Source organism: Desulfovibrionales bacterium, assembly GCA_028715605.1.
Lineage (GTDB): Bacteria > Desulfobacterota > QYQD01 > QYQD01 > QYQD01 > QYQD01.
This window is the reverse complement of record JAQURM010000001.1, coordinates 95,339-110,442: the sequence shown is the minus strand read 5'-3', so window position 1 is coordinate 110,442 and position 15,104 is coordinate 95,339. Positions and strand designations below refer to the sequence as shown.

The following is a 15,104-nucleotide window of genomic DNA, read 5'->3' as shown; positions in this document are numbered from 1 at the left end:
TATCTATCGCCGTAAGATCCCACCTAAAGACATAATCACCCCTGAACTAGCCAGATATATTACCGAGTTGTCGCGGGAGATCAATCGTCAGATAGGCATATTGATAAAGCGGTCCGGCGAGATAGAATATGTCATGGTCGGCGACCACCGGAATATTACTATTCCGGCTTTATCGGATTACCGTGCAGGGAGCAGCCGTTTACGGGGCTTGAGGTGCATTCACACCCATCTGGAGGATGAGCCCCTTACCCAGGATGATTTGACGGATTTGGCCATCCTTCGTCTGGATATCATGGCCGGCATAATTGCCCGACCAGATGGCCTTCCGGGATTGGTACATGCCGCCCACCTCCTGCCCAGACCGGTAAGGGGAGAAAACATCTTTTTTCTAGAGCCTAAGATACCGGCACAGTTGGATATTGATTTTCAGGGCTTGATTCAATCTCTTGAGGACGAGATTGCCCGTGAGCAGGCCTTAGAAACAGTGGGCGGGAAAAAAGATCGCGCCTTCCTTATTGATGTCACCACCTCCTCCCGTGAAGCGGCGGAGGAGTCTCTGGAGGAACTGAGGGATTTGGCGCGAACCGCCGGGGTTGAGGTGCTGGATTCCATTATTCAGCGGCGAGATAAAATACACCCCAAGTACATAATGGGTAAGGGGAAACTCGGCGATTTACTGATAAAGACACTGCAGAGGGGCGCCAATCTGCTGATATTTGATCATGAGTTAAATCCTTCCCAGATACGTTCCATTACCGACTTTACAGATATGCGGGTTATTGACCGCACCCAGCTTATCCTGGATATTTTTGCCCGGCGCGCCCGGAGCCGGGAAGGCAAGATACAGGTAGAAATGGCCCAGTTGAACTATCTTTTACCGCGGCTGGTTACCAGAGACGATGCGCTTTCCAGGCTTACCGGAGGCATCGGCGGACGCGGCCCTGGTGAGACCAGGCTGGAGATAGATCGCCGCCGGGTGCGCGAGCGCATCACGCGACTTACCAAAGAACTCAAATCCATCAGCAAGCAGAGGGAGCTAAGGCGCAAAACGCGCAAGCGGAAAGATATACCGATAATATCCATTGTTGGTTACACCAATGCCGGAAAATCTACGCTGCTGAACGCCCTTACCAAAAGTCAATTTCTGGCCGAGGACCGCCTGTTTGCCACCCTCGACCCGGCCAGCCGGAGGATTCGCTTCCCCCGGGAGGCCGAGGCTATAATAACCGATACGGTAGGCTTTATTCGTGATCTGCCCCAGGCCTTATTCGAGGCCTTTCGGGCCACACTGGAAGAACTTCAGCATGCCGATGTTATTATTCATCTCATAGACATAAGTAATAAAAATTTTCGAGAACATATAGAGGCAGTAGAACATATTCTGGAGACCCTGGAACTGCATCACGTTCCCAATATTAAAGTCTTCAATAAAATAGACCGGGTATCGCCGGATTATGTCGCTACCCAAAGCCGGGCCTATAATGCCCTGGCCATTTCGGCCATGAACCCTGACACCCTGTCGCCATTTATTGAAACCATTCAGGGCATAGTGGAGAAGGCTCATACCCAGGTAAAAGAGATATGATCGGTTATTTTGGGATTGCTATTAAGTCCTGATTTGCTAAGATAGTGGAATAACATGAAAAGAATTTTTAAAACTTTGTGTGCCTTGTGGTTAATCTCTTGACAAGACTATAGGGATTTCAGGAGGAACAAAAAATGAAGTTACCGAAAACTGTTGTTGTCCTTGGCCTTGTCTCCTTCATTGTATCCTGCGCTACAGCCCCGGAATGGGCTAAGACCAAGACTGCCCAGGGGGCGGCGATTGGGGTTGGCGTAGGGGCAGTAACCGGCGCCATCGTCGGCGAGGGTAAGGGCGCGGTAGTTGGTGGCGTTATTGGTGGGTTGGCTGGGGCAGGCATCGGTTACTATCTTGACCAGCAGGCTAAGGAACTTGAGCAGGTACCCGGTGTTCAGGTAGATAGGAAAGAGGACCGCCTGGTAGTGACCATGCAGGACAATATCCTCTTTCAGACGAATTCGGCCGAATTGAGTAAGAATTCTGCGGTGACACTGGAAAAGACGGCCGATATTCTAAAAAGATATCCGGAGACCCGCATAATTGTTAAGGGCTACACAGATGATGTCGGTTCTGAAGAATACAATTTTAAGCTCTCGGAGCGCCGGGCCTTAATGGTTAGAAACTTTCTGGTAGGAGCGAAGGTCGGGCCAGGGCGTGTAACCGGCGTTGGTTACGGAGAATCATTTCCTGTAGCTGATAACCGTACGGCCGCCGGCCGGCAGAAGAACCGTCGCGTGGAGATGGAGATTATACCCCAGCAGGGGAGCTGAGACTAATAATAAAAGCAGGAAGTTCCAGGGGCAATATCTATTTTGTACATTGATATGAGCGAGAATTATGCCTACGGTTGAGAAAATACTGATTGTAGATGACGATGCAGTGGTCAGGGGTTTTATAAATGATGCCCTTACAGGCAGCGGTTATGAGTGTCTTGAGGCCTCGATGGCCCGGGAGGTTGTTGCTCTAATGGCTGAGCACCGGATTTCGCTCATATTATTAGACATTAAGCTTCCTGATCAGGACGGATTGAGCCTCTTGCCACAGATAATGGAACGAGATGAAGATATCTGTGCAGTTATGATGACCGGTGTAGTAGATATTCGAACCGCAGTCTTTGCCATCCGGAGCGGGGCCTTTGATTACATTATCAAGCCGTTCACAGTGGATGAGCTGCATGTTGTGGTAGCGAGGGCCCTTAATAAAAGACGTTTAGAGATTGAAAATAAAGAGTACCAGCGAAGCATAGAAGAAAAGAACCTTAGGCTGGAGATATTGCATGACCTCTCCGTAAAGGTGGCTTATTACCTTTTAAGCACAGTCGAACTGGAAGACATCTTCAGGACCATACTGGTTGGTATCACTGCAGGCGTGGGATTAGGGTTTAACCGTGCCTTTTTGGCATTATTTGATGATGGCGGCGTGTTGCGGGGGAAAATGGCCGTTGGGCCGGACAGCCCGGAAGAAGCCGGAAGGATATGGTCGGCATTGCAGGAGACGAAATATACACTGGCCGAGGCACTTGAGAAATGTGGTCGGGCCTGTCAGCCTCAGGACGCAAGGGTTAACCGGATTGTTCGCGGGATAACGGTGCCCGGCACAGACACGGATCATGTTTTTATACGGGCGGCACAGGAACGGCGTGCATTTCATGTGCTGGGGAGACGTATTGATGGCCGGCCGGTGAGAGACGATATTGTAGATCTCTTTGGTGTTGACGAGTTTGCGGTTGTTCCACTCTGTTCCCCGTACCGGGTACAGGGCATTATTATTGCCGATAATTTTATCACCGGCAAGCCGATCAAGGAAGAGGACATCGCCGCCATTGAACTCTTTGCCAACCAGGCCAGTATGGCCATAGAAAAGAGCAGACTTTACTCAGAATTGGCTGCCAAACTGGCTATGCTGGAGACCGCTAATAAAGACTTACAGGAAAGCCGGGATATGTTGATCCGGGCTGAGCGGCTTTCGGCCATAGGCGAGATGGCTGCCCAGATAGCCCATGAGATGAGGAATCCGTTGGCCTCGATCGGAGGCTTGGCCCGGTTTATACAGAGGCATACGAAGGAGGATAAACACCGAAAGCATCTGGATAGTATTGTAAAAGAGACGGAGAAAATGGAAGAGATTCTGGCCCAGGTATTTAAATTCATTCAATCTCCGCAATTGACGCTGAGCCGGCAAAATTTGAATGATATAGTGTCTTCCTCCCTTGGCGCCCTCAGCCCTTCGTTTGAGAAATTTCACGTTGAGGTAGAAACAGATTTTGCCCCGGATATGCCTGATTCAGAGCTTGATGGTAATCAGATGAGACAGGCTATTATTAATATATGCAAAAACTCTGTCGAGGCTATGCCTTCAGGTGGGCGGCTCAGGATCAGCACCCGGCTTACCCCCCAGAACATAGAGGTTGAGATTAGTGATACCGGAATGGGCATGCACGGAGAGATGCTGGATAGGGCCCGACAACCCTTTTTTACAACCAAAACTTACGGCGTTGGTCTGGGATTGAATATAGCGGAACAGATTGTCAGGGCGCACAAAGGCAAAATGGATATTTCCAGCGGGTTAGATGCCGGGGTGCGTGTTAATATTACCTTGCCGCGCAGCGCAGAGGACAGGTCTTGACAGAGATGCTCGTCGATAATTATAACCGGACCATTACCTACCTTCGCTTATCGGTTACAGATCATTGCAACCTGCGTTGTCAATACTGCATGCCCCCCGGTGGTGTCCGGAAGATTGCCCGTGAAGAGATATTGCGCTATGAGGAATTTTTACGCCTGGTGCAGGTTTTAATCCCATTGGGCATAAAGAAGGTTCGGCTGACAGGAGGAGAACCCCTGGTTCGCCGCGGCATTACCGAATTTATCCGGTCACTCAGGCGCATCGATGGGCTCCGGGCAGTCTGTCTCACTACGAACGGCACCCTTCTGGGGGAAAAAATTGATGAACTGTATGCGGCCGGTATTAATAGGATAAACATAAGCCTGGACACCTTAGACGCGCAGAAATATCATGTGATAACCACCCGCCCTTTCTGGCATAAGGTCTGGGAAGCTATTGAAAAGGCCCTGTCATTCGGTGATGTCGAGGTTAAGCTTAATGTGGTAGTTATGAAGGGCATAAACGATGACGAAATAGAGGCCTTTGCCCGTCTGGCCTATAAATATCCCTTGCAGGTGCGGTTCATAGAGTTTATGCCGGTTGGCTGTGGAAGCCGATGGAACGGTGATGTCTATATGCCCGGGGCTGAGTGCATGGAGCGGGTAAGGAAAGTGGGGGACCTGTTGCCTCTGAGGCATAAAGAGGATGCGGGGCCGGCCGTAGTTTACACGTTTGCCGGGGCGGCAGGTGAAATAGGCTTTATAAACTCTATTAGTCAGAGTTTTTGTGCTTTCTGTAACAGGATGCGTATCACACCGGATGGACAACTGAGGATGTGCCTTTTTTCAGATGACGAACTGGATGTAAAAAAATATCTACGCTCTGGTATGCAGGATGCAGAATTGGCAGGATTAATACTAAAAGCGGTTAAACAAAAACCCCTTGAGCATGCGGGATATGGCCGTTTAATACATCAGTGCCGCCGTCAGATGTCGCAAATTGGGGGCTGAGGACCTCAGGCAATATCCTCAATCTTACGAATTCCTTCCCCCCAGTTTTCTACCTTGAATTCTTTATACGGGATAACGATCTTATCTTTTTCTTCAATGAATATCATTTGCTTCTTATAGTCAAGCAGGAGGGATATCTTAAATATCAAGTTGTCGCCTTCTATGCCCTCCAGAGAGACCTTCTCCTCAAGATATGAGTATTCCTTATTTATAATAATTTCTTTAACCCGATCCTTAGTAAGTTTTTCTTTTTCTTCCAAAAATCCAGGCATAGCGTCCTCCCGCTAATGGACTATGTGCCCATTTGTTAATGGTTACCACAGTTGCGCAAGCAAAGTCAATCAGTTATACTGCCGCCTAGATTAGGTATAAGAGTGCTTTTCTGATTCACCTTGACAAGTCGGCCTCACTCGGTAATATAAGGATTCTAACTTTAACAGAGCCTCTTGCAAAATTGTCTGTCATCCCCGAATGATTCTATCAGGGATATTGTTTTTACTTGAATAAAACCAGATTCCCGATCAAAAGCGTTGCGGAAATGACAAAAAATGGAGTTTTGCAAGAGCCTTTATAGAATCAAAATTGCTGTTTGAAATGTTAAAAGAAGAGGAAAGCCCGGGGTATCACGAAAGCTTTATGCGTAAGGCCCTCGAGGCCGCCGGCCAGGCCCAAACTACAGGGGAGGTTCCGGTGGGGGCGGTTCTTGTGGGAGAAGATGACCAGATTTTAGGGGTGGGCTACAACCAGGTCATCGCACTGAGTGATCCCACGGCCCATGCGGAGATACTGGCTCTCCGCCAGGCGGCGACCCATGTTAACTACAGATTACCGGGAACAACTCTTTACGTCACTATCGAGCCTTGTTTGATGTGTGCCGGCGCTATCTTGCAGGCCCGGGTCAAGAAATTGGTCTTTGGTGCGTATGATCCTAAGGGAGGGGTGTTCGGTTCGCTGTATAATCTGGCTCAAGACCACAGGCTAAACCATCGCATCGAGGTCATTTCAGGTATTCTGGCTGGTGAAGCCCAGTCCATAATGCAGGCCTTTTTCCGGCATAAGCGATCGGGGGAGAGGTACCGAAGTGGCCGTAACGGGGTCGACTCGAAATCGACTTAGGGGCTAATCACTCCTACGTGGGTTCGAATCCCACCCTCTCCGCCAAAAAAATATAGTAACGTCATTAGTCAATAGTCATTAGTCACTGGCAAGAGATACTAATAACTAAGAATTTTCTATAGTTAATCAATGACTAATGACCAGTGACGCAGTTTATCGTAGTATTAGGCTTAGGCCTATCTAAATAGCTTAGTGTTTTGTATGTATGTAGGTAATCCGTGGAGAGATGTCCGAGCGGCCGAAGGAGCACGACTGGAAATCGTGTGTTCCGCCAAAAGCGGGACCGTGGGTTCAAATCCCACTCTCTCCGCCATTTTTAAATAGCAACCAGCAGTCAGCTATCAGATGTCGGTTGTCTTGTTTTTTCGCTGACAGCTAATAGCTGATGGCTGAAAGCGTGAAGCCGGAAACGGTAGTTTCCGGATGAACACTAAACAATTTGATAGCCGGGTCCTGCGCAACGGAAACTTGCGAACCCCGCCAGGTCCGGAAGGAAGCAACGGCAGCGAGAACTTTCGTGTGCCGCAGGGGCGCCTGGCTATCATTAATTTTAGCTATTGGCTATCAGCGTTCAGCGATCAGTCTGCCTACAGAGGGTCTGAACGCTGATACCGGAGCGTTTCCGAAACGGGGATCAAAGAAAATGGCCTACCTCGTCCTGGCCAGAAAGTGGCGGCCGCAAAATTTTTCTGAAGTCATGGGTCAGAGTCATGTGGTACAGGCCCTGCAAAATGCCATCCGGCAGGGACGGGTGGCCCATGCCTACCTCTTTGCGGGGGCCCGTGGTGTCGGGAAGACCTCAGTGGCACGCATCCTGGCCAAGGCTTTAGAATGCGAAAGCGGTCCTACGGAAATACCTTGCAATCAATGTCCTGTCTGCCGGGAGATCACAACTAGTTCATCTGTAGATATCTATGAGATAGACGGGGCTTCTAACCGCGGTATTGACGAGATCCGCGAGTTAAGAGAAAATGCCAGGTACCTTCCCGCCAAATGCCGGTATAAGATATACATTATTGATGAAGTGCACATGCTCACCGAACCGGCCTTTAATGCCCTTCTCAAGACCTTAGAGGAGCCGCCGGCACATGTCATCTTTATTTTTGCTACTACAGAACCGCACAAGATTCCCATTACCATCCTTTCGCGCTGCCAGCGCTATGACTTTAAACGGATTCCCGCGTCAGTGATTACAGGCCACCTTAAGGCCATCATCGATCAGGAAGGTATAAAGCTGAGCGCAGGAGGACTGCGCTTTATTGTCCGGGAGGCCGAGGGGAGTATGCGTGATGCCCTGAGCCTCCTGGATCGGATTATCTCCTATGGCGGGGATGAAGTTGGGGACGAAGAGATAGCCGCTGTCTTTGGCCTTGTTGACCAGAGGCTGGTTATAGAGATGATAGTGGCCATATTTGAACATAACCTTGAGCGAAGTATCGACCTGATAGATCAGATTTATACCCATGGTCAGGACCTAAAACGGTTTTATGCCGACTTGGTAGAGGCCCTTCGAAATCTGGTCATTATTAAGACCTGCCGGAAACCAGGCCCGTTAATAAATGTTGCAGACGATGAAAAAGAAGAACTGGATAGACTGGGGCAGACAAAAAGTACCGAGACCATTTACCTGTATCTCCAGCTGCTGATACAGGGGTGGGAGGAATTGAGAAGATCTTCACAGCCTAGATTGACCCTTGAGATGATACTGATGCGAGCGAGCCTGTTAAAGGATGTTATTCCAGTGGAAAGGATACTGGAAAAGATTTCCATTCTGGCCTCTGGCATTAAAGAGAATGAGGGTCCGTTACCCATCCAGGATCAAACCACGGCCTATCCTCCGGGGTCAGGCCTGGATAGCTGCAGGCACGAAGGGAAAGAACCGGAAGCCCCCTTTGTATCCGGCAGGCCGGAAGATCCGGAGGTCTTTTTGGGTTTCGTTAAAAGCAAGAGCCTCCCTCTGGTCTCGATTCTACAGCAATGTCAGAGGTTGACGGTAAAAAATGATACACTGGTTATTGTGTTTGCCGATCATTCCCTCTCCGATCTCTTAAAAGATCCTTTTTATAACGCACGGCTGCGCGAGATTTGTCGGGAATATTACCAGCGAGACATAAGAATAGACATACTTTCAGAATCAGTGGCAACCCCTGGTCGTGAAACAGCAGAGGAGACAGGCCAGGAACGCACCGTCCGGGAGGAGATAGTAAAACATCCCCTGGTTCAAGAGGCGTTAAGCATCTTAGGCGGACATATTGAGGAGATCAAGATCGAAAAAAGAGCTGATCGTCCGCCGCAGGCGGACTGATAGCCGAACGCCCGTAAAAATGTTTCTAAGGAGTATATGGTGAAAGATCTGGGAGGATTAGTTAAACAGGCACAAAAAATACAGGCTAAGATGGCCAAGATACAGGAGGAACTGGCCGACAAGACCGTGGAAAGCTCTGCGGGTGGCGGGATGGTAACGGTCGTAGCCAATGGCCGGCAGGAAATAGTATCCATAAAGATAGAACGAGAAGTCGTAGACCCTAGCGACCTTGATATGTTACAGGACCTGATCCTGGCTGCGGTAAATGATGCCCTGAAAAAATCTCAGCAGATGATGCAGGAAGAGATGGCCCAGGTCGCTGGTGGCTTTAAGATTCCGGGGCTCTTGTAATCATAGCCATGTCCGTTTTCCCACCGGCCCTTTTACGACTTATCCGAAATCTAGGCAACTTACCTGGTATTGGAGAAAAAACGGCGACACGTCTTGCCTTGGCGATACTCCGTTGGCCCGATGTGAGGGCCAAAGAACTGGCCCAAAGTATTGACGAAGTCAAGAAAAAAATACGGTTTTGCTCTACCTGTTTCAGTTTTACGGAAACCGATCCCTGTGCCATCTGTGCAGACCCCAAACGAGCCACTGACGCGATTTGCGTAGTCGAAGACCCGGGGGATATGATGGCTATAGAAAAATCCGGCGGCTTTAAGGGGCGTTATCATGTCTTGCATGGTGTGCTTTCGCCTATGGATGGGATTGGCCCGGACGAGCTTAAGATAAAAGAGCTTCTTTTACGTATAAAAAACGATCAGGTGAAAGAGGTAATCTTGGCGACCAGCCCAACTGTGGCTGGAGAAGCCACGGCTGCCTACCTGGCCGGATTGCTTCAAAATGAAGATGTAACTGTGACCCGCATTGCCTGCGGAGTTCCCATGGGTACAGACCTTAAATATAATGATGAAATGACCCTCAGGCGGGCATTAGAAGCCAGGACCGGGGCATAAAGCGACAGGCAATAGTCTTTGTTAAATTAATAACAAGCCAAAAGGCTTGACAAAAGAAATGCTGCGTGCTACGCAAAGGCCTCACTGTTAGCAATAAATCGGTTACCAATTTACAGAAGAAGCAAACCGGGTGGAGGAGAATCAAATCATGATCGAGATCAGAATCCATGGGAGGGGTGGCCAAGGGGCGGTTACTTCAGCCGAACTGGTGGCTATTGCAGCCATTGACGACGGGAAGTATGCGCAGGCCTTTCCGAGTTTCGGCCCGGAACGGCGGGGGGCGCCTGTAGCGGCCTTTATAAGGGTAAGCGATAAGCCCATCAGGACGCGGGAAAAGGTTTATGGACCAAATGTGGTCATGGTCCTCGACCCGAGCATTCTTAAAATCGTCAACGTGGCCGCCGGACTGAAAGACGGAGGGACGGTAATTATAAATACCTCCAAGACACCGGAAGAGATGGCCGGGTTATTAAATGTCAAGGCAAAGATTGCTACGGTTGACGCTACCAAGATCGCCATGGAGAGTATGGGGGTCCCCATAACCAATACGACCATGCTTGGGGCCTTACTTAAATCTACCGGTATAGTAAGTAGCGATGCGTTAGGAAAGGCCATTGATAAACGCTTCGGTCGCATTGCGGAGAAGAACAAGACAGCCTTCAACCGGGCCATGACTGAAACTATCATAAGGGAGTCGTAATATGGCAAAGATAGACGCCGTAATGGGTTGGAAAAAACTCGATTTGGGCTGTGTCATACGGCAGCCGGGCAGTTCCCGCACCTTCAAAACAGGTGATTGGCGGTCACAACGGCCGGTTGTGGATAGGGACAAATGTATTAAGTGTGGGTTATGTTGGGTTTATTGCCCTGATCTTGCTATGGTCCCGGCAGAGGAGGGGTATTACAAGGTCAATCTGGATTACTGTAAGGGTTGCGGCATCTGTGCCAAAGAATGTCCTAAAGACGCCATTACCATGGTTTTAGAGGAGGATTAGTTAATATGGCAAAACGCATTGGGATGGAGGTTTCCATAGCCGCCAGTGAGGCCGTCAAATTGGCGGATGTCGATCTTATTGCGGCTTATCCGATCACTCCACAGACACATATTGTTGAACACCTCTCGGAGGTAGTGGCAGATGGGGAACTGGACGCCGCTTTTGTTCCGGTAGAATCCGAGCATTCCGCTATGAGCTGTTGTATCGGCTCTTCAGCCGCCGGCGCCCGAACCTTTACGGCTACAAGCTCACAGGGCCTCGCCCTTATGCACGAGATTCTCTTTATCGCCCCTGCCATGAGACTGCCTATCGTCATGGTAGTAGCCAATCGCGCGCTTTCCGGCCCAATCAGCATCTGGAACGACCATAGCGACATCATGTCCGAGCAGGATATCGCCTGGATACAGACCTTTGCGGAGAACGGGCAGGAGGTATTTGACCTGGTCCTGCATGCCTTCCGGGTGGCCGAAGATTCTAAGGTCTTGTTGCCGGTCATTGTCAACCTGGATGGTTTTACCTTGAGCCACGTCATTGAACCCATTGAGATACTGGATAAAGCCGAGGTGGATAAGTATCTCCCCCCATACAAGCCGAAGGTGCGCCTGGATCCGAGAAAGCCGGTATCTATGGGTATGGTAGGGATACCAGAGATATATACGGAGGCAAAAAAGGCCACGGATGAGGCCCTGATTAACTCTAAAAAGGTCGTTCTCAAGGCCTGGAAGGAATTCGGCGACCTCTTCGGGCGTTATTACAACCCCGTAGAGTCATATAAGACTGAAGGAGCCGAAGTTATTCTCATTACGATGGGGAGCATCTCCGAGACCGCCATGACCGCCATTGATAAGATGCGCGAAAAAGGGATGCCGGTAGGTCTGGTACGTTTCCGCCTTTGGAAGCCTTTCCCGGCTCCGGAGTTCAAAAAGGCTATCGCCGGCGTCCAGACACTGGCCGTAGTAGATCGGGCTTTATCTCCGGGTGGGGCCTGCGGCCCGGTGGCCGAAGAGATTAAGGCCGCCCTCTATGCAGAGCGTGGCCGGCCAAAGGTCTATAACTTTATTGCCGGCCTGGGTGGTCGTGATGTTACGGTAGAAAATTTTGAAGAGATAGTTTCAAAGGCATTTACTTATGCCAAAAAGAGACCGAAGCAACTTTACGAAATGATCGGAGTGAGGGAGATATGATCAAAGAGCTTGAAAACTTCAAGGGATTTTCGGCAAAGAAGCTGCCTCTCGCAGATCCTCTGGCCTCCGGGCACCGGGCCTGTCAGGGCTGTGGCGAGGTCCTGGCGCTTAAACTGGCTATGAAGGCTATCGGTATGAACAGTATCGTTGTCAGTGCCACGGGCTGTATGGAGATTATTACCTCCACCTTCCCGCAAACGGCCTGGAATGTACCATGGCTGCATGTAGCCTTTGAAAATGCGGCTGCTGTGGCCTCGGGCACGGAAGCGGCCCTGAAGGTGCTTATGCGCAAGGGCAAAATTCCACAAAAACATATCGATGTCGTAGCCATAGGCGGAGACGGGGCAACCGCCGATATCGGTCTCCAGTCCTTATCCGGCGCCATGGAGAGGGGCCACGACTTTGTCTATATCTGCCTGGATAACGAGGCCTACATGAACACCGGCGTACAGCGTTCAAGCTCTACGCCCTATGGCGCCATGACCACCACTTCTCCGCCGGGGAAAAAGAGTTTTGGGCAGGCGACGAAGAAAAAGAACGTTCCGGCTATTGCCGTGGCTCATAATATTCCTTACGTAGCGACGGCTTCGCCGGCCTATTTCCTGGACTTAATGAACAAGGCCAAAAAGGCCGCCCTAGTCAAGGGGCCCGCTTACCTGCATATTTACTCATCCTGTCCCACCGGCTGGAGACACGGCGGCGACCTGGCCATTGAGATAAGTAAATTAGCTGTAGAGACTAATGTCTTCCCACTTTATGAGGTCATAGAAGGTAAGTATATAATTAACCGTAAGATTACAAAACCAAAACCCGTAGCCGAGTATCTGAAGAAGCAGGGCCGGTTCCGTCATTTGACCGATGACCTTATTGCCCAGATCCAGAGACAGGTGGACGAAGAATATGAAAAGCTGCTAAAGCTGGCCGGTGAGACCGCATAACTGTCCTGGATTTAGTAATATTTCGAAAGGCGCAGGCTGCTCAACCTGCGCCTTTCTTTTTTTGGATACAGATGCTATTATAAACAAATGCCACGGGACGCATAGAGAAAACAGGAGACAGAATTCAGGGATCAAAAAAGCTGAAGGCTTTTTTGAGCTTCTGCCTGAACGCCGAACGTTGTGGGCTAATCGCGGAAAGAGTTAAGTTCGCCCCGGCGAATCTGCCTGCGGCATGACCGGAAATGGGTGAACACTAATTAACAGGGGTAAGGATAGAGAAGTGGCCATCTCAGCGGATATGGATCTGGTTAGAAGACGCGTCCAGGAAAAGAGGGGAGATTACGCGCGGTATAATTTTTCAGAGATACAAAGCAATGCCTTAAAGACTTTTTTTGACCTGGCCCAGGAATACGATACCCTACAGAATCTCTACCGGGTCTGCGTTATAGTCCCGAAGGAATATTTTAACCTGGAAAGCAGGCTCTACCTGGTCAGTCCTGTAAATAACTTGAGGCTGGTCTGTTCCAGCGCCAAAGACCTCTATCTTGAAGAATCGGATACCAATGCGGCCGTACGTATAGAAAATCAGGCCTACCTGGCCGATGAGTCTTACGTCTTTCCTATCAAAGGCAACCGCCTCCTGACGGAAAGACTACCATTCTATGCCAAAGACCAGCTTATCGGCATGCTTGAAGTGTTTCCGGCAAGAGGTTTTGCCGATCAGGATAAATTTTTCTTCCAAAAATACGCAAACCGTATCGGATATAACATCAATGCCAAGATCGTCTGGCAACAAAATATCGACCACATCAAGTTTATAAACAGCTTGGTGGCTGATATTGAACACAATGTAATTACGCCCAACATTTACTACCAGGTGTTTTTTAAAAACCTCCAAAAAAAGATAGCGCAATGTCAGGTGGTTGAAAATAAATTGAGAGAGACGCTCTCCCGGGTTTTAGTTGAAAATAGAGATTACCCGGACGGCATCTTAGATCAACTGGATGAATTGACAAATAAAATGAAGCAGGACTATGAGCAGGTCTATCAGCATTACAGAAACACCAGCCTGTTTTTGGAGACCTTATTCCGTCGCGGGCATTTCGAGCGCGGGCAATGGACCCTGCGAAAAAGTCATATCAACTTTAACCGGGATATTATCACCCCCCAGTTGGAACGCTACCAAAAACAACTAATAGACAGGGGCGTTGAGATTGATAACCGTATGGGCGGGATACCGGAAGAGGATATCGAACTTACCGTCGATGCCGGTTTAATAGCACAGGTCTATGCCAATCTGTTCTCTAATGCCGTCAAGTACACGCAGGGAGTAATAGCCGCTGACGGCCGGCGTGTGAAGCGCCTGGCCTTTGGTCGGGAGCGGATCAGTGATTGTTTCGGCCAGGGTAAGTGCGGGATTAAATTCAACGTATTTACAACCGGCCCTCACCTTGCACCGGAAGAGGCGGCCCGTATTTTCGATGAAGGCTACCGCGGCGCCAATGCCACAGGTCAATCAGGCACCGGACACGGCCTACACTTTATAAAGAGCGTCATCGAGGTACACGGCGGCGTGGTGGGCTATGAACCGGTTCCGGAGGGAAACAATTTCTATTTCATCCTTCCCTGCTCCAATAATTAATGATCCCCCTAAGAGATAACATCCCTTCCCGTAGCTGGCCTCTGGTCAATGTCTCTATAATTATTCTCAACACCCTGGTTTTCATTTATGAACTTTCCCTGGGGCCATATATAGAAAAATTCATTTTGCATTATGGATTTACGCCGGCGGTATATCAATACCTTTCCGAGGTGGCTCCGGCAAATATTCCCCTGCGGATATATCCCATTTTTACTTCCATGTTCATGCACGGCGGTTGGGTGCATCTTATCTCCAATATGTGGATCTTGTGGATATTTGGAGATAATGTCGAAGACCGCATGGGACATCTGCGTTACATCCTCTTCTACCTGGCCTGTGGGATAGCCGCGGCGCTGACTCAATTCTGGGTCAATCCCTACGCAAGAATGCCGATGGTGGGGGCCAGTGGCGCCATCGCCGGTATCATGGGCGCTTACTTCTTCCTATATCCCCATGCCCGTATTTTGACATTGATCCCCATCTTTTTCTTTTTTCAGATAATAGAGATTCCCGCCTTCTTTTTTCTCGCCTTTTGGTTTATTATGCAATTCTTCAGTGGCAGTTTGGCCATAACCACCCACGCGTTGGCAGGAGGTGTAGCCTGGTTCGCGCACATAGGAGGCTTTATCACCGGTGCAGGCCTGATCTGGATTTTTAAGAAACGTCACCGGTAACTATGGACAACGTCACCGGTCACAGGAAGAAGTCATCGGTCAATAGTCACTAGTCAATGAAATTAATGACCAGTGACCAATGACTATTGACTGTC

Annotated in this window: 15 protein-coding genes, 2 tRNA genes and 1 other RNA gene; 17 read left to right on the top strand and 1 reads right to left on the bottom strand. The window is 49.5% G+C overall.

Going from position 1 to position 15,104, the window contains the following annotated elements; translation table 11 throughout:
- The first annotated feature begins 67 nt into the window (after positions 1–67).
- From hflX to moaA, 4 genes are all read left to right on the top strand, one after another.
- Entirely contained in the window at positions 68–1,585 is a 1,518-nt protein-coding gene (hflX, locus tag PHT49_00525; GenBank protein MDD5450373.1) for a GTPase HflX, read from the top strand.
- 134 nt (positions 1,586–1,719) lie between these two features.
- Complete coding sequence (locus tag PHT49_00520) at positions 1,720–2,352, top strand: OmpA family protein (protein ID MDD5450372.1); 633 nt, start codon at positions 1,720–1,722, stop codon at positions 2,350–2,352.
- A 67-nt stretch (positions 2,353–2,419) separates the two neighbouring features.
- A complete protein-coding gene (locus PHT49_00515; protein ID MDD5450371.1) occupies positions 2,420–4,207 on the top strand; it encodes a response regulator in 1,788 nt (595 codons plus the stop codon).
- A gap of 5 nt (positions 4,208–4,212) precedes the next feature.
- The gene (gene moaA / locus PHT49_00510) at positions 4,213–5,196 is read left to right on the top strand and encodes a GTP 3',8-cyclase MoaA (GenBank protein ID MDD5450370.1); all 984 of its coding nucleotides are present in this window, start codon (positions 4,213–4,215) and stop codon (positions 5,194–5,196) included.
- A 5-nt stretch (positions 5,197–5,201) separates the two neighbouring features.
- Here moaA and PHT49_00505 read toward each other — a convergent pair whose 3' ends face one another.
- Positions 5,202–5,468, bottom strand: coding sequence for a hypothetical protein (locus PHT49_00505; GenBank protein ID MDD5450369.1), 267 nt, complete (start codon positions 5,466–5,468; stop codon positions 5,202–5,204).
- A 364-nt stretch (positions 5,469–5,832) separates the two neighbouring features.
- On the opposite strand from PHT49_00505, the gene tadA reads away from it, so the two are divergent.
- From tadA to PHT49_00440, 13 genes are all read left to right on the top strand, one after another.
- The gene (gene tadA, locus PHT49_00500) at positions 5,833–6,312 is read left to right on the top strand and encodes a tRNA adenosine(34) deaminase TadA (protein ID MDD5450368.1); all 480 of its coding nucleotides are present in this window, start codon (positions 5,833–5,835) and stop codon (positions 6,310–6,312) included.
- A tRNA-Ser gene (locus PHT49_00495) sits at positions 6,264–6,357 on the top strand. The genes tadA and PHT49_00495 overlap by 49 nt, the downstream gene beginning before the upstream one ends.
- Positions 6,358–6,532: 175 nt before the next feature.
- A tRNA-Ser gene (locus PHT49_00490) sits at positions 6,533–6,625 on the top strand.
- Positions 6,626–6,756: 131 nt separating this feature from the next.
- An RNA gene (gene ffs, locus PHT49_00485) (signal recognition particle sRNA small type) lies at positions 6,757–6,855 on the top strand.
- Positions 6,856–6,955: 100 nt separating this feature from the next.
- Positions 6,956–8,617 (top strand): DNA polymerase III subunit gamma/tau, encoded by a 1,662-nt coding sequence (gene dnaX, locus PHT49_00480; GenBank protein MDD5450367.1) that lies wholly within the window; start codon positions 6,956–6,958, stop codon positions 8,615–8,617.
- Positions 8,618–8,653: 36 nt separating this feature from the next.
- Positions 8,654–8,968 carry a YbaB/EbfC family nucleoid-associated protein gene (locus PHT49_00475; GenBank protein ID MDD5450366.1) on the top strand — a complete coding sequence of 105 codons (315 nt, stop codon included), beginning with the start codon at positions 8,654–8,656 and terminating at the stop codon, positions 8,966–8,968.
- 8 nt (positions 8,969–8,976) lie between these two features.
- Complete coding sequence (recR, locus tag PHT49_00470) at positions 8,977–9,576, top strand: recombination mediator RecR (GenBank protein ID MDD5450365.1); 600 nt, start codon at positions 8,977–8,979, stop codon at positions 9,574–9,576.
- A gap of 148 nt (positions 9,577–9,724) precedes the next feature.
- Positions 9,725–10,276 (top strand): pyruvate ferredoxin oxidoreductase subunit gamma, encoded by a 552-nt coding sequence (locus PHT49_00465; GenBank protein ID MDD5450364.1) that lies wholly within the window; start codon positions 9,725–9,727, stop codon positions 10,274–10,276.
- A 1-nt stretch (position 10,277) separates the two neighbouring features.
- Complete coding sequence (gene porD / locus PHT49_00460) at positions 10,278–10,571, top strand: pyruvate synthase subunit PorD (GenBank protein MDD5450363.1); 294 nt, start codon at positions 10,278–10,280, stop codon at positions 10,569–10,571.
- A gap of 5 nt (positions 10,572–10,576) precedes the next feature.
- Entirely contained in the window at positions 10,577–11,755 is a 1,179-nt protein-coding gene (locus PHT49_00455) for a transketolase C-terminal domain-containing protein (protein ID MDD5450362.1), read from the top strand.
- The gene (porB, locus tag PHT49_00450) at positions 11,752–12,693 is read left to right on the top strand and encodes a pyruvate synthase subunit PorB (GenBank protein MDD5450361.1); all 942 of its coding nucleotides are present in this window, start codon (positions 11,752–11,754) and stop codon (positions 12,691–12,693) included. Before PHT49_00455 ends, porB begins: the two co-directional genes overlap by 4 nt.
- Before the next feature lie 298 nt (positions 12,694–12,991).
- Complete coding sequence (locus PHT49_00445) at positions 12,992–14,335, top strand: ATP-binding protein (protein MDD5450360.1); 1,344 nt, start codon at positions 12,992–12,994, stop codon at positions 14,333–14,335.
- Positions 14,335–15,009, top strand: coding sequence for a rhomboid family intramembrane serine protease (locus PHT49_00440; protein MDD5450359.1), 675 nt, complete (start codon positions 14,335–14,337; stop codon positions 15,007–15,009). Before PHT49_00445 ends, PHT49_00440 begins: the two co-directional genes overlap by 1 nt.
- Positions 15,010–15,104: the final 95 nt, after the last annotated feature.